Raw genomic sequence first — 21933 nt, 5'->3', positions numbered from 1 at the left:
ATTATATTATGGAGCTTATCAGAATTCCTTCCTTAGTTGATAATTATATATGGCTATTAATCTATCAAGGTAACTGTATTATTGTCGATCCTGGTACTGCTAAGCCAGTGCAGCAATTTTTGCAACAAAATGCTATAAAACCGGTCGCTATTTTACTTACTCACCATCATCATGATCACGTCGATGGCGTCAAAGAATTACAAAAATATTATCCCAAATTAGTCGTCTATGGTCCAATGGAAACCAGTAGCAAAGGAGCAACATGTATCATAAAAGGTGGAGAGCAGCTAAATTTTGCCGGCTTTTCATGGCAAATTTTTGCCGTACCTGGACATACTTTAGGACATGTTGCTTACTATCAAAAACCATATCTATTTTGCGGTGATACCCTATTTTCTGGTGGTTGTGGCCGTATTTTTGAAGGAACAGCTGAACAAATGTATCATTCGCTTGAAACGCTTAAAGCTTTACCTGATGAGACGTTAGTCTGTTGCGCACATGAATATACCGCTGCGAATATGGTATTTGCCAGTTATTTGCTACCCCACGATGAAGCAATAAAAGCTTATACTTTAGCCGTGAATCAAAAACGAGCCCAAAAACAATCCACACTGCCATCACAACTTAAAGTAGAAAAAAAGATCAATATCTTCTTAAGATATGACGATCCTTACTTACAAAAAGTATTGGGGTTTTCTCCTGCTACTTGTTCAAATTGTGATGTATTTGCCAAAATTCGCAAACTAAAAGATCGCTTTTAAATTGATGGTTGTCATTAGCTAACGAGATCAGTATCATTCCCCCTTTGTTAAACAATTGAATAAATAACAACCTAGGATAGGTTACATTAATGAAGACAAAAGCGATACTATTCGCCTCTGTTCTGCTTGTTGGTTGTCAAATGACACCCAATGAGCAAACACCAGATCCGTCTTCAGCCAATCAAGATATTGAAACTACCACTTGGGAATCAACCTATTTAATAGAAAATGATTTGTGGGGTTATATTAGTAATGAGCTGAAAATGGATATTCCTGATAATGCCAGGATCAGAAATCAAATCAAATCTTATTTGGCCAAAGAAAGCTATTTGCGGAATGTGACATTACGCGCAGAGCCTTACATGTACTGGATTGTTGAAAAAATTGATCAACGCCACCTGCCAATGGAGCTTGCCCTGGTTCCTATCGTTGAAAGTGCTTTTAATCCCCATGCGACCTCACAGGCTCAGGCTACAGGTTTATGGCAGATTATTCCATTGACCGGTCAGTCATATGGATTAAAACAAAATAAATGGGTTGATGAACGCAGAGATGTCGCTGCCTCGACTAGTGCAGCACTAAATTTACTTGAACGATTAAATAACCTATTCGACGGTGATTGGCCTCTAACACTTGCTGCTTATAATTGTGGCGAAGGTTGTGTGCTTAATGCCATCAAGAAAAATGAAGAGCTGGGATTACCTACTAATTATTGGTCGTTATCACTCCCCAAAGAAACAATGAATTATGTACCAAAAATTTTGGCTCTCAGTAATATATTACGCAATAGCGAACAATATGCATTGCAATTACCAACAACCAATAAAAATAATGCACTCACCCAGGTTAATATAGGCGAACAAATTACCTTACCTCAAGCAGCTAGACTTTCTGGACTGCCATTAACCGCTCTTAAAGCCTATAATCCGAACAAATTACCTTACCTCAAGCAGCTAGACTTTCTGGACTGCCATTAACCGCTCTTAAAGCCTATAATCCAAATTTAAAACATAATATAACACCTCCAGCCGGTCCCTATACTATTATGCTACCAACAGATAAAGCTGATCTGCTTAAGGATGCGCTTTCTGATCAAGACGTATTAAATAGTATTCGCCTTGCTGTTGCCAACAATAATAAACAGATATTAGCTAGACAGCGTGCTATCACTAATTACAAAGTTAAACGCGGTGACTCCTTATCGATTATTGCCAAACGTTTTAATACCACAACCGATAAGCTTAAGTTACTCAATGGCATGAAAACAGCCAACTTGCGGATCGGGCAAACATTAAAAATTAGCGGTAAAAATAGTTATCGTGCACCAACTATGATTGCTAAAAATAGCACTTCATCAGGCAAGAAAGGTAAAGTAAATATCAAGACCTATAAAGTCCGTCAAGGTGATTCCTATTACAGTATTGCTAAACGCCACGGCATCGATCTTAAAGATCTGATGAATTGGAACTCTAGCGTTAGAATAGCAGATTTAAAACCGGGCATAACGCTGACTATTCACCTCTAATAATATTATGACAAAATAGCCCTTCGCGCGAAGGGTTATTTTTGCGCATTAATAAAAATTGACGATTATTTCTTTTTATCATTAGATATTGAGATAATAATTTATCCCACTTGAACTTGTCCGTAGTCTGGACTGGTAAAGTAAAAAATAGCAAATACTGAAAAAAATAAAAAATAGAGAATAATAAAAATCAAACTAATAATAAATGCAGCCAATCCAGCTCTATTCCAGGTATCTTGTATAAGTTTAAAGGTTTTTACATCACTATAATTACCATTACGCCATGCCCACTCATTCCCTTTAATACCACATACAAACATCCAAATAAAATTAAATAATGGAATAATACACAGCAACGGCCAGTAAGTTCGATTGCCAAATCCCCAAAAAATACTAAACATAAAAGCGCCCCAATTCCACTGCTTAACACCTTCCGGTATTGTTTTTGTTTGGACCTGATTTTCCATAATTTTCTCCTAAAAATAACAAGTAAAAAGCAACTGAAATATAGTCTATTTTATTATCAAATCAAATTTTCTTTTTATTGTATTTAATATTTTATTATAAATAAAAAAATAAATAATTATTTAATCAACTTAAAAAGAATAAAAATACCAATTTATAAAACAATATTTATAATTAAAAATAATTTAACATTCATTATCTAAAGCAACTTTAAATAAGATTATTGGTGAAATAAAAATCTACTATTTAATATATAATAAATCCGACATAAATTTTTCATCATAAATTATATTAATACTAAAAGGAACAATAATGGACTATTGCTCAATTTTATTCAAATTAGGTTTAAAAATTTTATTGTTTACTTTAATTACTGCTAATAAATTTATTTATGCCAATACTTCTACTGTTGATATTGCAAAACCACTAGAAAATGGCATTTCATACAATACATTTTCTGAACTTCCTTTCACTCAAAGTGGCATTAGCTTTAATAATGATATCCAATCAAATCCAATACTAGAGAATACAGCGGCTAAGATTATTATCGCAGAAATTACTAGCGATAAGCACTCTAATCTACAAGGCACCATCGGCATTAAAGGAACTATTGCAGATTTGATTATTGCCAATCCTAATGGGATCAGTTGGAAAAATGGTAAAACAGATAATGTCAAAAGTCTGTCGCTTATCGCAGGTAAACTGGAAATCCCAGCAAAAAAAACGTTACAACAGCTGAAAAGTCTAAAATTCATTACCACAATAGGTAGCAGCATTAATTTAACTGATGATAGAGAAAATTCCTTGTCCATCAACAATCTGGCGAATATTGAGGCTAAAATTAATATTGCTAAAGTTAATCTTTTTGCCGATAAAATTATCATCAACAATAATATAACCCTGGAGGCTGCACAACAACACTACCTTGCCGCAACTGGCGCAATATCTTATAGCCTACGCCAAGCTAACATTAAACTTAAGCACCTAATCAAACCGGATACTAATCTAACTTATTTACACCATAGTCAGCTTAAACTTAGCCAGCAGACTACTGTCAAAGGGCAAAATATTATTCTGGAAAGCCATTCTTATCAATGTAGTAATAGTTATTCATGCAAAAATAATAATATCCAATTAAACGGCTCGCTGATCGCACAAAATTTTTCCCTACGCGGTGATAGTCTATTTGAAAATTCAGGATCGCTAATTCTTGGCCGGCAACCATGATCGATAAATTGATAATATTAATAAACAGTTGCCTTATTAAGCAACAATAAAAGCATAAAAGAAATCCAAGGACTATTAATAAAAAAGGCGAGATAACAATAAGTCTCTCGCCTTTAATATATGATTAATCAATAACAGTAAATTTAAGCCTGGCCTTTAACTTCTTTTAGACCATTAAAAGGCGCTTTTTCACCTAACACTTCTTCAATACGGATTAATTGATTATATTTAGCAACTCGATCAGAACGGCTCATTGAACCTGTTTTGATCTGGCCCGCTGCTGTTCCTACTGCCAAATCTGCAATTGTAGCGTCTTCAGTTTCACCTGAACGATGTGAGATAACCGCAGTGTAGCCGGCATCTTTTGCCATCTTAATTGCTGCTAAAGTTTCGGTTAAGCTACCAATCTGATTGAATTTAATTAAAATAGAATTAGCAATTCCTTTTTCAATGCCTTCTTGCAAGATCTTGGTATTAGTAACGAATAAATCATCACCAACTAACTGAATTTTGTCTCCTAACACTTTAGTCTGATAGGCGAAACCATCCCAATCTGACTCATTAAGACCATCTTCAATAGAAACGATAGGATATTGTTTGGTTAATTCTTCGAGATAGTGGGTAAATTCTTGTGAAGTAAAAGTTTTACCTTCACCTTTCAGCTCATAATTACCCGTTTCCTGGTTGTAAAATTCTGAGGCGGCACAATCCATTGCTAAAGTAATATCTTTACCTAACTCATAGCCTGCTGCTTCAACGGCGTCTTTAATTGCGGCTAAAGCTGCGGCATTAGATTCTAAATTTGGTGCATAGCCACCTTCATCGCCGACCGCTGTATTCATCCCTTTGGCTTTTAACACTTTTGCCAAGTGGTGAAAAACCTCTGATCCCATCCGAACTGCTTCTTTCAAGCTTTTTGCGCCCACTGGCTGGATCATAAATTCTTGAATATCAACATTGTTATCTGCATGTTCGCCACCATTGATAATATTCATCATTGGTAAAGGCATAGAAAATTTACCCGGCGTGCCATTCAATTCAGCAATATGCTCATACAAAGGCATACCTTTCGCTGCCGCAGCCGCTTTTGCATTAGCCAGTGAAACAGCCAAAATCGCATTAGCACCGAATTTAGATTTATTTTCTGTACCGTCTAATTCGATCATGATTTTATCGATATTAGCCTGATTTTTGGCATCCTGGTCGATCAATGCATCAGCAATTGGGCCATTTACTGCTGCAACAGCCTTCAAAACACCTTTACCTAAAAAGCGATCTTTATCACCATCACGTAGCTCTAATGCTTCTCGTGAACCGGTCGATGCACCAGATGGTGCCGCCGCTAAACCAACAAATCCGCCTTCTAAATGAACCTCTGCTTCAACAGTCGGATTACCACGGGAGTCGATGATTTCACGCCCGATGACTTTAACGATTTTGGACATTAAATTTTCCTCAGTACAAGTTAAATTTCAGCCAATAGTAACAAATTAATACCATTAGCCCATATCTCTTTTCAGCTGGTCTTGCTGATATTCCTTTGCGGCTTTAATAAAACCAGCAAATAACGGATGGCCATCCCTTGGTGTCGAAGTAAATTCAGGATGAAACTGACAAGCGACAAACCAAGGATGGTTAGGATCCTCGATAATTTCCACCAGCTTATTGTCCGCTGAGCGTCCTGCAATACGTAAACCCGCTTCTTCAATACGCGCCAAAAGCTTACCATTGACTTCATAACGGTGGCGATGCCGCTCCATAATTGTGTCGCTATTGTACAACTCACGGACTTTACTACCTTTCTCTAAACGGCATAATTGGCTACCTACTCGCATCGTACCGCCAAGATCGCTCTTCTCATTACGAACTTTAATACTACCACTGTCATCAAACCATTCCGTAATTAAGGCAACAACCGGATATGGACAATCTGGCGCAAATTCTGTTGAGTTTGCCCCTTCCATACCAGCAACATGACGGGCATATTCAATCAAAGCAACTTGCATTCCCAGGCAAATACCCAAATAAGGAATATTATTTTCACGTGCATAACGAGCTGCCATAATTTTCCCTTCGACACCCCGTTCACCAAAACCACCTGGAACCAAGATAGCATCAAGTTCTTTTAATAGTTCGGTACCACGCGCTTCAATATCTTCAGAATCAATCAGCTTGATGTTCACTGTTAAACGATTTTTTAAACCGCCATGTTTTAACGCTTCAATAACCGATTTATAAGCATCAGGTAACTCTATATATTTACCTACCATGCCAATAGTTACCTTACCTACCGGATTGGCTTGCGCATCAATAACCTGTTCCCATTCAGACAAATCAGCTGCTGGGCAGGCAAGTTCAAATTTCTTACAAATATAATCATCTAGCTGCTGGGATTTCAATAACGCAGGAATTTTATAAATTGAATCAACATCTTCTAATGAAATAACTGCTTCTTTCGGTACATTGCAGAAAAGCGCAATTTTTGCCCGTTCATTAACTGGAATAACCCGATCTGAACGGCAAATTAGCACGTCTGGCTGAATACCAATAGAAAGAAGTTCTTTTACTGAATGTTGAGTTGGTTTAGTTTTAACTTCACCTGCAGCAGGTAAATAAGGCACTAAAGTAAGATGCAGGAAAAGAGTGTGTTTACGACCAACATCAACTGCTAATTGACGAATTGCTTCCAAAAAAGGTAAAGATTCAATATCGCCCACTGTGCCACCAACTTCAACCAAAACGATATCGTGGCCTTCTCCACCACGAATAATCCGGTTTTTGATCTCATCAGTAATATGAGGAATAACTTGAATAGTTTCGCCCAAATAATCACCACGACGCTCTTTACGCAATACTTCAGAGTATACGCGACCGGTCGTGAAATTATTACGGCGTGTCATTTTAGTACGAATAAAACGTTCATAATGGCCCAGATCAAGATCAGTTTCTGCACCATCTTCGGTGACATAAACTTCTCCATGTTGGATTGGGCTCATCGTGCCTGGATCAACATTAATATAAGGATCCAGTTTCATAATAGTAACATTCAGTCCACGCGCTTCAAGTATAGCAGCCAAAGAAGCTGCGGCAATGCCTTTGCCCAGAGAGGATACTACCCCGCCGGTTACAAAAATATAATTTGTTTTCATGCTAAACCTGAAAATTTAGGTGTAAAAGACGATGAATATAACAGGACGGGAAAGCAGTATACCCTAACCTTAAATCTGCTACAAATGTTCTAAACCTATTAAGGTTAACTTTCATCAATAATCTTTCAATATCAAGAATTAGCTTATGCAAATTCCTGTCAATAAATAGCTGCTCGATTATAACATCCTAACTAATACTTAATCCATTCAGCTAAAAATAATAATCACTCTTTTTTAATTTGTTGCCAAAGTTTTTCCATTTCATCTAGTGTAGCATTTTCTAATGAACCGCCTTTGTTTAAGATCAGTTTTTCTACTCGGCGAAAACGGTGTTCAAATTTACGACACGCTTTTTGTAATGCTAATTCAGGTTCATGGCCAAGATGGCGCGATAAATTAACCACCGCAAAAAGTAAATCACCAATTTCTTCTTCAATATGTGATTGGCTCGGTTCAGGTTTATTTATTTCTGCCAAAACCTCTTCAATTTCTTCATGAACTTTGGCTAATACCGGGGCAAATTTGTCCCAATCAAAACCGACAGCCGCACAGCGTTTTTGCATTTTGTTGGCTTTCATTAATGCCGGCAGTACTTGTGGAATATCATCTAAAACTGAATGCTGATTTTTTGCGGCCCGTTCTTTGACTTTATTTTTTTCCCAATCATATATTGCTTTATCGCTATTAATAATCGATTGTTCAGCAAAAATATGAGGATGACGTGATATTAACTTTTGACTGACGATTTGGCAGATTTCATTAAAATCGAATAATTTTTGTTCTTTTGCAATCTGGGCATAAAAGACAATATGAAACAGTAAATCACCCAATTCTTCTTTTAAAGCAGCAAAATCTTGTCGTTCAATAGCATCAACAACTTCATAAGTTTCCTCCAGCGTATAAGGCGCTATTGTGGCAAAAGATTGCACTTTATCCCATGTACAACCATGTTCAGGATCACGTAACTGAGTCATAATCAATAACAATTGTTCTATTGCAGCTGAGTCCGTTTGCATATTATTTCCATCCGAAGTTAATAAAGTTCAAAAACCTATCAATGCGCCGCTTGCTAAAACATGATGTTATAGTTACGACTTAATATAACGTTTAGCCTCAAATACATCAGGGAGTTGATTTAATTTCGCTAAAATACGATCTAAAACAGGTAAATGATTGATTTCAATATTTAAATCGATAGTCGCCAATTGTTGTTTAACATCACTACGACTACTAACACTTAAAACATTTACTTTTTCATTAGCAAGAATAGTCGTAATATCTCTTAATAACCCACTACGATCATTAGCAATAATTCTCAATCCTAATGAATAACCACTAGCGTAGTTTTCACCCCAAATAGCATCGACAATTCTTTCTGGTGCATGCAATTGTAGCTCGATCAGTTGCTCACAATCGATACAATGGATCGAAATACCTCGACCTTTAGTAATAAAACCAACAATATCATCACCAGGAATTGGCTGACAGCAACGAGCAATGTGGTGCATCAAGTTGCCAACCCCTTCTACCACAATTCTACCGCTATCTTTCACTGGCAAGCGGATAGAGGATATTTTAGACTCCAGTGTTTTTAACGCGGCGCGGTCTGCTTCTTCGGCAGTGGTTTGGCTAAACTTATTCTGTAAAAAATTTACTAGTTGATTAATCCGAATATCACCAACACCAATACCTGCCAGCACTTCATCCAATGAGTTAACGTTGTAGCGGGTTAATAACAACTTTTCCGCCTCTTTTATACTTATCGCCAGTTGATTAAGTTCGTTATCTAATATTTGTCGCCCTGCCTGGATATTCTTATCACGATCCTGCTTACGAAACCAATTGTGGATCTTAGCGCGACCGCGGTTTGTCGTAACATAGCCTAAATTTGGATTGAGCCAGTCACGGCTAGGATTGGGATATTTTTGCGTAATAATTTCAATTTGATCTCCCATCTGTAAGTGATAACTAAAAGGAACAATCCGGCCGCTGATCTTAGCGCCAATACAGCGATGACCGACATCACTATGAATATGGTAGGCAAAATCAAGTGGGGTTGAGCCAGCAGGCAAATCAATGACATCACCTTTAGGTGTAAAAACATACACGCGATCATCAAAAACTTGGCTACGAACCTCATCAAGCATTTCCCCTGAATCAGCCATCTCTTCCTGCCAGGCTATCAATTTTCTTAACCAAACAATACGATTTTCATAGCTACTGCCTTTGCCTGTTATTACCGCGCCTTCTTTATATTTCCAATGGGCGGCAATACCTAATTCAGCATTTTCGTGCATTTGGCTGGTCCGGATTTGTACTTCAATCGCTTTACCATTTGGCCCTAACACCACAGTATGAATGGATTGATAGCCATTCGGTTTAGGGTTAGCAACATAATCATCAAATTCATCAGGTAAATGGCGAAAATGAGTGTGCACAATACCTAATGCAGCGTAACAATCCTGTAAACGTTCAACGATAATACGCACAGCGCGCACATCAAACAGTTCATCAAAGGCCAGATATTTTTTTTGCATCTTCCGCCAGATGCTATATATATGTTTCGGGCGGCCATAAATTTCTGCGGTAATACTTTCCTGTAGCATAAAATGTCGCAGTGACGAAACAAAATCATCAATATAGCGTTCACGATCGATACGACGTTCATGGAGTAATTCAGCAATCTTTTTATATTCATCCGGGTGTAAATAATGAAAACAGAAATCTTCTAGCTCCCATTTCAATTGCCCAATGCCTAAACGGTTGGCCAAAGGCGCATATATATTTAAGCACTCTTTTGCTGCTAAGACTCTTTCTTCTTCAGAGCGTTCCCTTACCTCGCGTAAATAGGCAATACGTTCTGCGATCTTAATCACCACACAACGAAAATCTTCCACCATAGCGAGCAACATCCGACGAATATTATCCACCTGAGTAGAACTTTTTTCGCCTAATTTGCTAGCATTCAATTGGCGAATGGCGTCCATCTCCATCACACCTTTAACCAATCCGTGAATCGATTTACCAAATTCAATATTAATAATTTCCTCAGTGACAATTTTGGCATCAACTAAAGGAAACAGCATTGCCGCACGCAGACTATCGAGATCCATGCTTAATGTTGACAGGATTTCTCCCATCTCGATGCCACGCCATAGCAGTAATTGACGATGTTCATGTTGCTGAACTTTGCTATAGCAGTAATGCCAAAGTTCAATTAACTTTTGTTCTGAGTCATTGTTGGTAAGTTTGAGACTGGCAACCCACTTATCAACGGCAAATTCTCCTGCAGATGTCAAATGAGCGCTTCTAATTGCAACCATAATCTTTCCTTGCCTATTTGCTTAAATCGCGACAAAAAAGTGCCATAGACTCTAGATGACTAGTATGCGGGAACATATCTAACATCCTGACACTCATAAGTTGATAACCGGCTGTAAGTAATTGTTGACTATCTTTTACTAATGTCGTTGGGTTACAGGAGATATAGACCACCCGTTCTGGTTTAAATTTGATAATATGTGGCATTACGCCCATAGCACCGGCGCGTGCAGGATCTAATAAGATTTTGTTAAAGCCCATTTTTGCCCAAGGTTGACAGTCTATGTCAAACTCGAGATCAGCTTGATAAAACTCAACGTTGGTTAATTGATTTAAACTAGCGTTAAACCGTCCTTGCGCCACCAATTCAGCGACGCCTTCAACACCAACAACAGCATTAACATGACGTGCAATAGGTAAGGTAAAATTACCCATGCCACAAAATAGATCCAAAACCCTATCTTGCGGCTCAAGCGCTAACCAATCCAACGCTTGAGCAACCATTTTTTTATTAATTTCAGGATTTACTTGAATAAAATTCTGAGGATCAAATGTCAATTTCACATTCTCAATAGAATAATAAGGCTCACTATCATTACTTGCCAAACTAACAAGTTTAAGCCGATTGGCACTATTATCAACCAAATAAACATTGAGATTATAGCGCCTGGCAAAAGCAGTTAATAATATTTTATCATTAGTAGTTAACGGCTTAAGATGACGCAAAATAACACTCACGCCGTTATCTGCATTAACAAGCTCAACATGACCTAAATGTTTAACTGCTGCCAATTTGTTTAAACAGTCAGCAACAGGAAGTAATAATTTTTCTAGTTCTGGCTGTAACACAGGACACATTTTCAGTTCCACTAACACATTTGATTGGCTCTGACGAAAACCCATGCGTAAACGACGCTCTGCATGCTGGTATTGAAGACCAAACCGCGCTCTACGGCGATATCCATACTCACTACCGGTAATAACTGGCAATGATTTTACCGCACTGCCCGTTTCACGTTGAAATAAATATTCTAACCTACTGATTTTCGCAGCACGTTGAAGAGCCGGCGTCACATGTTGTTGTTGACAACCACCACAGATGCCAAAATGACGACAAAAAGGCGCCACCCGATCAAGACTATCAGTCAATCGTTTGCTCACTTTTGCCTTGGCAAATTGCCTTTTCTCTTCTGTAAATTGAATTTGTGCTTGCTCACCAGGAAGTAAATCAGTAATAAAAATTATTTTTCCTTGATAATGCGCAACACCTTGCCCCTTAACATCAAGACTTTCAGCTATTACTGTCAAATTATCGGATTTAACTTTACGCTGCTTTGAAGAATAAAATTGTACCATATCATTAAAGGTATAAAATTTTGTTAGTCTATTAATAAAGAAACTATCATCTCATATATTATCGGAAAATTAAGTTCACTTTATTCATTTTATCAATGAGGATGAAGAATAGTATCACATCTCGAAGCAATTGATGTAGATTATCCACCACTAAATTGTTAATTATTTGTAATTTAAAGAAATAAAGTAATCGATTTATTTATTTTTGTAAAAAAATAAATATAAAAAACAATGAAATAAATTCTCAAAATCAAATAAACCAATATAATATTGCTAAATAATGTTATAACTAAATTGTTATCTAATTTCTAATAATAAATGTTATCAAAATCACTTTAATTATATAAATAGAGTAATTTAGATTACAATGGTTTTTAAATTCAAAACATTTTTCACTTATCAGACCTTAACTCGATATTTAATTAATGTGTTTATTCTAAAGCATTACTTAAAATATTTTCCAATCTATATATTTAAGTAATACTTATTTTCGTTATTTAATTTAATAACATAACATTTTTTAATTTTTCACAGTAAATTTTCGATATTCCTGATAAGCATAATGATCTGTCATACCACTAATATAGTCTTGTATAAGACGAGCGCGGTAATAAAATTCTAATATATCTTTTTCTGTCTCATCAGTAGTGCAAATTCCTTCAATGGCTTCACCATAAGCTAAACAATGTTTAGTAGATAATTTATGCAATAGACGTGTTTCAATGAAATACTTCTTGTGATACTTATCTTGATAAAGCTGGGTAAAATCAGCACGTGGCATTAATAATAATGGGCGATAAAAGTTTAACAAACCGCTAATTATTCGATAACCTTGTAATTCTAATTGTTCAACTTCCGGGTGCGTAAATACATGTTTATAGGCAACTCCTTTCAATACCTCCAAGAGATGATGTTCATCACTTTTATCTTCTAATAAGGCACTATTAAAACTTCCGGCATAAATTTCAGCTAAATGTTTAATAAAACGATGAGCACTATACGACGCCAATTTACTAATAATATTAACTCTAAGATACATAAAAAATTGATCTTGCTTGCTACGTCTTGTTTCATTGTGATTAATACTTTTGTAAGCTTTTTCTACTGTCTGTTCAAATAAATCACCTTTTGCTTTTTTACCTGTTTCCAACCAACCTTGCCGTAAATATTCCAACAGCTTATCAACACTGAAAATACCTTTTTCTACCGCATCATCCAAATCGGCAATGCAATAAGAGATATCATCTGCCGCTTCCATAATGTAGGAAAGCGGGAAACGACAATATGGCTTCATATCCAATCGACGATACAACTCTTTGATAAAACTATCTTCTGACCAATAATAGCCCGGTTTTTTAGTTAAATAATCAAAATCTTTAGGGATTTTATCCAGTTGATAAGCACCTTTAGTATATTTTAAGATTGAGCCAATTTGAGCATAAGTCAGGTTCAATTTTAATAATTGATGGATCATTCTAAGTCCCTGAGCATTACCTTCAAATTGACAAAGATCTATACGTAATTGGCGACGAAGCAAATCCTTGTTAGATTCATTTGTTAGTTGTAGAAAATTAATTTGGCATTGATCTATAGCCTTTGATTTAGTAGAAACAAATTCAGCGTCAAGTAATGTTGAAAACCAGCTCTTAATGGCGGCTTCACCAAAATGACCAAAAGGTGGGTTGCCAATATCATGCATTAAACATGCCATTTCAATCAAACTTTCAAACGCATCAAGGCGCTCAGAGAGACCATAAGTTGCCAGCAATTTCTTTTTTTTCAATTGGCTTATCACAGTCTTTGCAATAAAACGGCCAATTTGCTGCACTTCTAACGAATGCGTCAGACGACTTCGAACCGCCGCATTTTGTTCTAAAGGAAAGACTTGAGTCTTCTGTTGTAAGCGGCGTATTGCGGCAGAATTAATAATGCGCCCTCGATCACTTTCAAATTGACGATTAACTTGTTCCTCATTCTTTGCATCAACATTGTAATCACTATATTTACGAAGAAAATTGAGCTTTTGCCTAAAATCAATCTTGGACATTTCCCCTCCCGATGATGAAATATCCCCAGCTAATGGATCACAGTTAACTTTTTTTCTCTTTTCAATGTTACAATGGCACGGAACTGACAACATGTCTAATTAATCAACTATGAGTATGACACAATGAAAGTTGCAATAATAGGTGCAATGGAGCAAGAGGTGGCATTATTGCGCGAGCAAATCAATGCTCAGTTGACATTATCACGGGCTGGCTGCGAAATTTACTGCGGAAAATTTGATGATCTTGATATCGCATTATTAAAATCAGGCATTGGTAAAGTTTCTGCGGCAATCGGGACAACATTACTAATAGAACATTTTGCCCCTGAATTTATTATTAACACTGGCTCCGCCGGTGGGTTAGTACCTGTTTTGCAGGTTGGTGACATCGTGGTTTCAACTGAAGTTTGCTATCATGATGTCAATATCATCGCCTTTGGTTACCAACCAGGCCAAATGGCACAATGTCCAGCCACATTTAAAGCGGATAAAAAATTACAAGAACTGGCCGAAAAGTGTATTGAAAAATTAGATTTACATGCTGTTCGCGGTTTGATTTGTAGTGGTGATAGCTTTATTAATGGCGCGAAAGAGCTAACCTATATTCGCCAAACTTTTCCTACTGCCATCGCTGTTGAAATGGAAAGCGCCGCAATTGGTCATGTATGTTATCAATTTGATATCCCATTCGTTGTTGTGCGTGCAATTTCTGATGTCGCTGATAAAGAGTCCCATCTCTCTTTTGAGGAATTTTTGCCCGTCGCAGCTCGTCAGTCAAGCCTATTGGTGCAAACTATGCTGGCTAATTTAGCTAACTCAAGCCAAAGCCGTAAATGAGCTATTAACAACCACTTAGGCTAGATCCCTATACTAAGGGTTATTAATTACCCTTAGTAAGTTAAGCGATTAAATACTAAATGAAGAACCGCAACCACAAGTTGTTTTCGCATTTGGATTGGTTACCACAAACCGTGACCCTTCTAATCCTTCAATATAATCAACACAACCGCCAACCAGATACTGTAAACTCATAGGATCAACGATTAGTTCGACGCCTTGCTTTTCAATCGTTAAATCACCTTCATTCATTTTATCATCAAAGGTGAAACCATATTGAAAACCACTACAGCCTCCACCAGTAATATAGACGCGCAAACGCAAATTGGGATTTTCTTCATCCGCAATCAACGCTTTAACTTTATTCGCTGCAGCATCAGTAAACTGTATAGGCAGTGCAGTATCATTACTCATTTCTAACTCCAGGCCGACATGCCAATCAATAGACGCAGGAAGCATCAATACTTCACTGGACAAGGGATGATTATCTAACAGCCGGCCAATTGATTCAAGATCCAGCCGAAATTAACTGATTTAAAAAAATTCTCTCTACATTTGCTATTTGGTTTACTGCCAATACTGCTTTAAGATATGCGCAAAATTTCTGCTGGACCAATGCTTGGAGTTATTTAATGAGTCAATCTGAAACACTTTACCTAAAAGCCAAAAATTTTATTCCTGGCGGTGTCAATTCACCGGTTCGGGCGTTTAATGGTGTTGGCGGCTATCCATTATTTATTCAGCGAGCTGACGGTGCTTATATTTATGATGTTGATGGCAAAGCTTATATCGATTACGTTGGTTCTTGGGGGCCGATGATTTTAGGTCATAATCACCCCACAATTAAGCAAGCGGTCATCCAAGCGGCAGAAAATGGCCTGAGTTTTGGTGCCCCAACCGCCATTGAAGTAACAATGGCAGAAATAATTAGTCAACTTATTCCATCCATCGAAATGGTTCGTATGGTAAATTCAGGCACAGAAGCCACAATGAGTGCCATACGGCTTGCACGCGGTTATACAGGGCGTGACAAGATTATTAAATTTGAAGGCTGTTATCATGGACATGCCGACTGCCTATTAGTTAAAGCAGGCTCAGGCGCTTTAACCTTTGGTCAACCTAATTCTCCTGGCGTTCCCGCTGATGTTGCTAAACATACTCTTACCTGTACATTTAATGATTTAGATTCAGTTCGGCATACTTTTGCCCAATATCCGCAAGAAATCGCTGCTATCATTGTAGAGCCAGTAGCGGGCAATATGAATTGTATTCTACCCGAGGCTGAATTCCTGCCTGGACTACGTACATTATGCGATCAATTTGGCGCGTTATTAATTATCGACGAAGTGATGACCGGCTTTCGGGTTGCCTTAGGTGGAGCACAAGCACATTATCAAGTTAAACCTGATTTGACCTGTTTAGGTAAAATAATCGGCGGTGGTATGCCTGTTGGCGCATTCGGTGGCCGCAGCGAATTGATGGAAAAACTCGCTCCAATAGGGCCAATTTATCAAGCCGGTACCTTATCAGGCAACCCATTAGCGATGGCAGCAGGCCTTGCTTGCCTAACAGAAGTTGCTAAACCCAATACCCATAAACGCTTAGCAGAACTGACGAAAAAACTTGTTACAGGCTTACAAGAAAAAGCGCAACAAGCTGCTATTCCGTTGGTTGTTAATCATGTTGGCGGCATGTTTGGTCTATTTTTTACAGCAGCACCACAAGTTAACTGCTATCAGGATGTCATGCAATGTGATATTGAGAAATTTAAGCAATTCTTCCATTTCATGTTAGACGAAGGCGTTTATTTGGCACCTTCTGCCTTTGAGGCGGGTTTCATGTCCATTGCGCATAGTGATGAAGATATTGATCGCACAATTAAAGCAGCAGAAAATGCTTTTAATAAGATGAACTGATCATTTATTAAGCCATAAAAAAACCGGCGCTAATTTTTTACCATAGCGCTGGTTTACTAGATTTTTATTACTGTCCAAACATCTCTTTCACCCAAGCAGGTGCATCATTACTTTTGCTCTGCTGTTCATTTAAGTTCAGGTTTGGCTTCAATACTTGTACCCCTTGCTGACATAATGCTTGAGGATCCTCTGTCCATACTGGCAAAATACGATCTCCACCACCTGCGCAGTTAAAACTGCCATCGATATTCACTCGCATCTCCATAATTCCATCGGGAGAGCGATTATCCAATGCCAATGGAGTCTGATTTTCTAAATAACGACGATATAGATGTAATGCACCACTTGCACCAGTAAGATTTGTCGGACCATTATTATCACGACCAGCCCAAGCAATTGCCACTTCCTTACCATCGATACCAGCAAACCAACTATCGCGTAGATCATTTGTTGTTCCGGTCTTACCGGCTAAGTGATATTGAGCAAATTTATTCATTAATGAACGAGATGTTCCGCGCTCAACCACTTGTTGCATACCATAAAGTGTTAGATAAGCTGCCTGCGGAGATACTGCCCGCTCTGCAGATGGATAACTTTGATAAAGTTCATTGCCATCACCATCAATCACGGAGCGTAATGCCGATAATGCCGCTCGATTGCCGCCGCCACTAATGGTTTGAAACATTTGCGCCGTTTCCATCGGCGTTAAGTTCAAGGCACCTAATAACATTGCCGGCACTTTTTCTATCGCATCACTTGGCACACCAAGACTTACTAATACTTTACTAACCTGATCCAAGCCAACACTCAAGCCAACATTCACCGTCGGAATATTCAGCGAGCTGGCCAAAGCATCAATCAACATGACCTGTCCCCGAAAACGGCGATCATAATTTCTCGGTTCCCATATTTGATTATCAAATTTGACGCTAATCGGCTCGTCAGGTACCCAAGTATTTAAACGAAAACGGTCTGGTTCACTTAATGCGGTAAGATAAGTTGACGGCTTAGCCAGTGAACCAATTGAGCGGCGAGCATTTAAAGCTCGGTTAAAACCAGAATATTGTGGTTGTGAGCCACCGACCATAGCGCGCACTTCACCATTAATACGGTCAACAACTACCATCGCGCCTTCCAGATCAGGCAACTTACGTGTTTTACGTAAATCAGCTATCCCCTGTTCAACGGCATTTTCAGCCGCTTGCTGCGAGACTGGATCTAAAGTAGTAAAAATTTTAGCTCCAGAAAGGTTATTTACTCTATCGCCCAATTTTTCAACTAATTCTTGCCGAACGAGCTGCATAAAAGCGGGTTGAGGTGTCAAAACACCGCTTCTTGGTTTAACGCCTAAAGGACGAGCACTCAATATATTATACATTTCATGATCGATAATTTCGCGCGTTTCCAATAGCTTTAACACTAAATTACGACGTTCTAGCGCCAATTTAGGATTACGCCATGGGTTATATAGTGATGCTCCCTTCACCATACCAACTAATAACGCTTGTTGATCAATACTCAGCTCATCGATTGGACGACCAAAATAGTAGAGGCTAGCAAGGGGAAAACCCCGAATTTGGTCATCGCCGCTTTGTCCTAAATAAACTTCATTTAAGTAAAGTTCAAGAATACGTTCTTTGCTATAGCGAGAATCCATTAAAATCGCCATATAAGCTTCATTAGCTTTACGTATTAACGTTCTTTCATTACTTAAAAATAAGTTTTTAACTAATTGTTGAGTTAGCGTACTGCCACCCTGAACCGTCTTACCAGCCATTAAATTAGCAATAACCGCACGCCCAATAGAATAAATACTTACCCCATCATGCTCATAAAAATGTCGGTCTTCAGTTTCAAGTAATATTTTGACTAAAGAATCAGGAAAATCTTCTCTCGGCAAGACTAAGCGTTGCTCATTGTTCGCCGATTGCATCATAGTGATAAGTTTAGGATCTAGTCGAAAAAAACCAAACGAACGCCCATTTTCCATATTAGTAATATTGGTGAGCCGAGCATGATCAAAACTTAATTTAGCTAAAATCTGTTCTTCTCTTTGATCAGGAAAGGAAAATGGCCGGCGTAACATTTCTATCGTGTTATCTTTAACAATATACTCACCGGGTAAAGTAATTTTATTTACCTGGCGATATTGCATGCCATCTAATAATCGAATCATCTCTTCTTTACTGTAATTCATCCCCGGTTCAAGATTAACCATTCGGCCATAAATTGCAGCCGGTAGATCCCAAACTTTACCATCAAGACGATCACTGATTTTCTGATATAAATAGATACCATAGACACCAACTAACAATGCCAAGACTATGGCAATTTTGACAAACAACCAAAACCAACGCCATCTATCTTTAGGTGGCCGAGACTTATTGTCTTTACTTGCCATTAGTTCTTCTTCCTCGTTGTCATCAATATCTTCATACTCATAATCATAGTTATCTAACCGATTATTTTGATGAGATTTTGATTTTTTACCAGTGGGCTTTTTCTTAGATCTGCGCCCAATGGGTTCATAATTATCTTTGTCATGCATGGTATAAAATCAATCTTTATTTACTATTAGTTTATTTTTAGCCCAAGAGTTTAATCATAACTTACAGATATTTCTTTCATATATCTCATTAAAATAGCATTTTTATCATAATTAAATAATAAAAATCCGCTAAATAGCAGTTTTATACTCTGATAATAACATTATTACCACTATCTTACTAAATGAACACTATCTATCCATTAATTTATATGAAAAAGCAACAATTATTAACTTTTAGTGCCAAATATTGTAGCATTGCTTTGCCTTTAGCCGTGTCTATCACAACCGGAGTAGCTAGCAATGTATTGGTTCCCGCCACTAGAATCAGCCCAATTAGTAAAGCGTTATAAACGTTTTCTTGCTGATGTTATTACACCAGCAGGTAAATTACTAACCATTCATTGCGCCAATACAGGTGCCATGACAGGCTGTGCAACCCCCGGAGATACAATTTGGTACTCAACATCTAATAATATTAAGCGAAAATATCCACATAGCTGGGAACTGACACAAACACAAACTGGCGATTGGATTTGTGTTAATACTCATCGAGCAAATGATTTAATTAGTCAATTTATAACTGAAAATAAAATTCCGGAATTATCCGATTATGATAACATTAGCCGGGAAGTGAAATATGGCGACGAAAATAGTCGAATCGATCTCCTTCTAAAGAAAAAACAGCAAGTTAATTGCTATATTGAAGTAAAATCAGTCACCTTACTAGAAAACAATATCGGTTATTTTCCTGATGCTGTTACAATAAGAGGGCAAAAACATTTACGTGAACTATCCTTGATAGCCGAACGAGGCGAAAGAGCAGTTTTGTTCTTTGCCGTACTTCATACTGGTATAAAGAAAATGTCCGTTGCAAGCCATATTGATTGTCAATATGCTGCGCTCTTACAGCAAGCAACAAATGTTGGTATTGAAATACTCTGCTATCAGATTAAAATATCAGAAAAAGGGCTAGCAATGGATAAAAAAATACCATTTATTCAATAAACCAAGCTATTATATTCTTTTAGGCAAAATTCGTTTTACATACAAATTAAGGCAGATAACACGCGCATCACCCTGGTACAGTAAAACGAATTGTAAGAACCATTGCCAAGTTTAGAGTGTTCTGTTATTTATAGCGGCCTTAGTTTTTCCCCCTTGAGGGGTTCTTTTGAATATTGCGTGTGTAGGAGAAGCATTATGCAAGAAGGGCAAAAACCTAAAACCTCGTCCTTAAGCATTCTCGCCATCGCTGGGGTAGATCCTTACCAAGAAAAGCCTGGCGAAGAGTACATGAACGATGCCCAATTGGCACATTTTAAGCGCATTCTCGAAACATGGCGCAATCAACTCAGAGATGAAGTCGACCGCACTGTAACTCATATGCAGGATGAAGCGGCAAATTTCCCTGATCCCGTTGATAGAGCGGTACAGGAAGAGGAATTTAGCCTTGAGTTACGTAATCGCGATCGCGAACGTAAGTTGATTAAAAAAATCGAGAAGACGCTAAAAAAAGTTGATGATGAAGATTTTGGTTATTGTGAAAGCTGTGGGATTGAAATTGGTATCCGCCGCTTAGAAGCTCGTCCAACAGCTGATTTATGCATTGATTGCAAAACATTAGCTGAAATGCGTGAAAAACAGATGGCGGGTTAGCCAATAATCTTACACCATAAAAATACGGTACACAAAAGTGTACCGTATCCTTTTGAAATAAATGAGTAATTCAATAATTACTAACATTCCACCTTATATTGGACGCTTTGCTCCGTCACCCACAGGTGATCTCCATTTTGGCTCGTTAGTTACTGCGCTTGGTAGCTACCTACAAGCTAAAAAAAAGCAAGGAAAGTGGTATGTTAGGATCGATGACATCGATACCACTAGAGAAGTGCCGGGTGCAGCTTCTCACATTTTAAAAACTTTAGACCATTATGGCTTACATTGGGATGGTAAAATAATCTATCAATCACAACGCCATGATATTTACTGTGACATTTTAACTCAGCTAAAGCAGTGCCATGGCTGCTATTACTGTCGCTGTACCCGCCAACGTATTAATACTATTGGTGGTTATTACGACGCTCATTGTCGCAATCTTGGTTTATCTTGTTCTGCCGCAGCTTTGAGGATAATACAGTCAAAACCGGTGTATAGTTTTTATGATCAATTACAAGGTGACTATGTAGCGCCTTGCTCTCTGGCAGAAGAAGATTTCATTATTGTTCGAAAAGATAATTTATTTGCTTATAATCTGGTTGTCGTTATTGACGATCACGACCAAGGTATTACCGAAGTTGTTCGTGGTGCGGATCTCATTGCGCCAACCGTTAGACAAATTTCTCTCTATCGCTATCTGGCTTTTCCGCAACCCGATTATGTGCATTTACCACTAGTATTAAATCGTTCTCATAATAAACTTTCTAAACAAAATCATACCCCGCCGCTGCCGATGAACGATCCGAGGCCTATTTTAGTTGATGCACTAAATTTTTTATCACAAACAACTATTATTAATTGGCAAGACCTTAGTACTGAACAATTACTTAGCCAGGCTGTACAAAATTGGCAATTAGATAGCATCCAACCAGGCAGGAGAATTGTTACCTATTATGATTAATTAGTAATTTTTATCCTACTTAGGCATTCTCAAAAAAAATCCTATAAGATATGATTAATTATTAGTATTTATTTTTTTAACTAAAATCGCATTAGATATCGAGGTGTATTATTTTTACCCGGGTAGCCAATTTCTGTCGTAATTTATTGATACGAGAAGAA

General features: G+C 37.7%; 18 protein-coding genes. 9 read left to right on the top strand and 9 right to left on the bottom strand.

Annotated elements, in window-relative coordinates; genetic code table 11:
* The first annotated feature begins 8 nt into the window (after positions 1 to 8).
* The 3 genes from gloB (at position 9) to WH390_RS00795 (ending at position 2286) form a co-directional block, all read left to right on the top strand.
* Positions 9 to 761 carry a hydroxyacylglutathione hydrolase gene (gene gloB, locus WH390_RS00805; protein ID WP_032116640.1) on the top strand — a complete coding sequence of 251 codons (753 nt, stop codon included), beginning with the start codon at positions 9 to 11 and terminating at the stop codon, positions 759 to 761.
* A gap of 89 nt (positions 762 to 850) precedes the next feature.
* On the top strand, positions 851 to 1738 hold the full coding sequence (locus WH390_RS00800) for a transglycosylase SLT domain-containing protein (protein ID WP_406850614.1): 888 nt from the start codon (positions 851 to 853) through the stop codon (positions 1736 to 1738).
* Between the two features lie 68 nt (positions 1739 to 1806).
* On the top strand, positions 1807 to 2286 hold the full coding sequence (locus tag WH390_RS00795) for a LysM peptidoglycan-binding domain-containing protein (RefSeq protein ID WP_406850613.1): 480 nt from the start codon (positions 1807 to 1809) through the stop codon (positions 2284 to 2286).
* 101 nt (positions 2287 to 2387) lie between these two features.
* Here the strand turns inward: WH390_RS00795 and WH390_RS00790 are convergent, their stop codons facing one another.
* Positions 2388 to 2753 carry a hypothetical protein gene (locus WH390_RS00790; protein WP_032116638.1) on the bottom strand — a complete coding sequence of 122 codons (366 nt, stop codon included), beginning with the start codon at positions 2751 to 2753 and terminating at the stop codon, positions 2388 to 2390.
* 310 nt (positions 2754 to 3063) lie between these two features.
* Between WH390_RS00790 and WH390_RS00785 the strand changes: the two genes are divergently transcribed.
* On the top strand, positions 3064 to 3978 hold the full coding sequence (locus WH390_RS00785) for a filamentous hemagglutinin N-terminal domain-containing protein (RefSeq protein ID WP_032116637.1): 915 nt from the start codon (positions 3064 to 3066) through the stop codon (positions 3976 to 3978).
* Positions 3979 to 4121: 143 nt separating this feature from the next.
* Here the strand turns inward: WH390_RS00785 and eno are convergent, their stop codons facing one another.
* From eno to dgt, 6 genes are all read right to left on the bottom strand, one after another.
* Entirely contained in the window at positions 4122 to 5423 is a 1302-nt protein-coding gene (gene eno / locus WH390_RS00780) for a phosphopyruvate hydratase (protein WP_032116636.1), read from the bottom strand.
* 54 nt (positions 5424 to 5477) lie between these two features.
* Positions 5478 to 7127, bottom strand: coding sequence for a glutamine hydrolyzing CTP synthase (gene pyrG, locus WH390_RS00775; RefSeq protein ID WP_032116635.1), 1650 nt, complete (start codon positions 7125 to 7127; stop codon positions 5478 to 5480).
* Positions 7128 to 7351: 224 nt separating this feature from the next.
* Positions 7352 to 8143 carry a nucleoside triphosphate pyrophosphohydrolase gene (mazG, locus tag WH390_RS00770; RefSeq protein WP_032116634.1) on the bottom strand — a complete coding sequence of 264 codons (792 nt, stop codon included), beginning with the start codon at positions 8141 to 8143 and terminating at the stop codon, positions 7352 to 7354.
* 72 nt (positions 8144 to 8215) lie between these two features.
* Complete coding sequence (relA, locus tag WH390_RS00765; RefSeq protein ID WP_032116633.1) at positions 8216 to 10450, bottom strand: GTP diphosphokinase; 2235 nt, start codon at positions 10448 to 10450, stop codon at positions 8216 to 8218.
* 13 nt (positions 10451 to 10463) lie between these two features.
* Positions 10464 to 11804: a 23S rRNA (uracil(1939)-C(5))-methyltransferase RlmD gene (rlmD, locus tag WH390_RS00760; RefSeq protein WP_032116632.1), complete on the bottom strand. Its 1341-nt coding sequence runs from the start codon at positions 11802 to 11804 to the stop codon at positions 10464 to 10466.
* A gap of 520 nt (positions 11805 to 12324) precedes the next feature.
* Entirely contained in the window at positions 12325 to 13851 is a 1527-nt protein-coding gene (gene dgt, locus WH390_RS00755; protein ID WP_032116631.1) for a dGTPase, read from the bottom strand.
* A gap of 123 nt (positions 13852 to 13974) precedes the next feature.
* Between dgt and mtnN the strand changes: the two genes are divergently transcribed.
* The gene (mtnN, locus tag WH390_RS00750; RefSeq protein WP_032116630.1) at positions 13975 to 14688 is read left to right on the top strand and encodes a 5'-methylthioadenosine/S-adenosylhomocysteine nucleosidase; all 714 of its coding nucleotides are present in this window, start codon (positions 13975 to 13977) and stop codon (positions 14686 to 14688) included.
* Positions 14689 to 14757: 69 nt separating this feature from the next.
* Here the strand turns inward: mtnN and erpA are convergent, their stop codons facing one another.
* Positions 14758 to 15102: an iron-sulfur cluster insertion protein ErpA gene (gene erpA, locus WH390_RS00745; protein ID WP_032116700.1), complete on the bottom strand. Its 345-nt coding sequence runs from the start codon at positions 15100 to 15102 to the stop codon at positions 14758 to 14760.
* A gap of 218 nt (positions 15103 to 15320) precedes the next feature.
* On the opposite strand from erpA, the gene hemL reads away from it, so the two are divergent.
* Positions 15321 to 16604, top strand: a complete 1284-nt coding sequence (gene hemL, locus WH390_RS00740; protein ID WP_032116629.1) for a glutamate-1-semialdehyde 2,1-aminomutase — start codon at positions 15321 to 15323, stop codon at positions 16602 to 16604.
* A 67-nt stretch (positions 16605 to 16671) separates the two neighbouring features.
* Here the strand turns inward: hemL and mrcB are convergent, their stop codons facing one another.
* Positions 16672 to 19152 carry a bifunctional glycosyl transferase/transpeptidase gene (gene mrcB / locus WH390_RS00735; protein ID WP_032116628.1) on the bottom strand — a complete coding sequence of 827 codons (2481 nt, stop codon included), beginning with the start codon at positions 19150 to 19152 and terminating at the stop codon, positions 16672 to 16674.
* Between the two features lie 300 nt (positions 19153 to 19452).
* Between mrcB and sfsA the strand changes: the two genes are divergently transcribed.
* The 3 genes from sfsA (at position 19453) to gluQRS (ending at position 21772) form a co-directional block, all read left to right on the top strand.
* Positions 19453 to 20157: a DNA/RNA nuclease SfsA gene (gene sfsA, locus WH390_RS00730; RefSeq protein WP_032116627.1), complete on the top strand. Its 705-nt coding sequence runs from the start codon at positions 19453 to 19455 to the stop codon at positions 20155 to 20157.
* A 195-nt stretch (positions 20158 to 20352) separates the two neighbouring features.
* Positions 20353 to 20808, top strand: coding sequence for an RNA polymerase-binding protein DksA (gene dksA, locus WH390_RS00725; RefSeq protein WP_032116626.1), 456 nt, complete (start codon positions 20353 to 20355; stop codon positions 20806 to 20808).
* A gap of 61 nt (positions 20809 to 20869) precedes the next feature.
* Complete coding sequence (gene gluQRS / locus WH390_RS00720) at positions 20870 to 21772, top strand: tRNA glutamyl-Q(34) synthetase GluQRS (protein WP_187290975.1); 903 nt, start codon at positions 20870 to 20872, stop codon at positions 21770 to 21772.
* The last annotated feature ends 161 nt before the right edge of the window (positions 21773 to 21933 follow it).

This window comes from Candidatus Arsenophonus nilaparvatae (assembly GCF_045346035.1).
Taxonomy (GTDB): Bacteria; Pseudomonadota; Gammaproteobacteria; order Enterobacterales; family Enterobacteriaceae; genus Arsenophonus; species Arsenophonus nilaparvatae.
The sequence above is the reverse complement of the archived record's forward strand: the minus strand, read 5'-3'. Positions and strand labels throughout refer to the sequence as shown.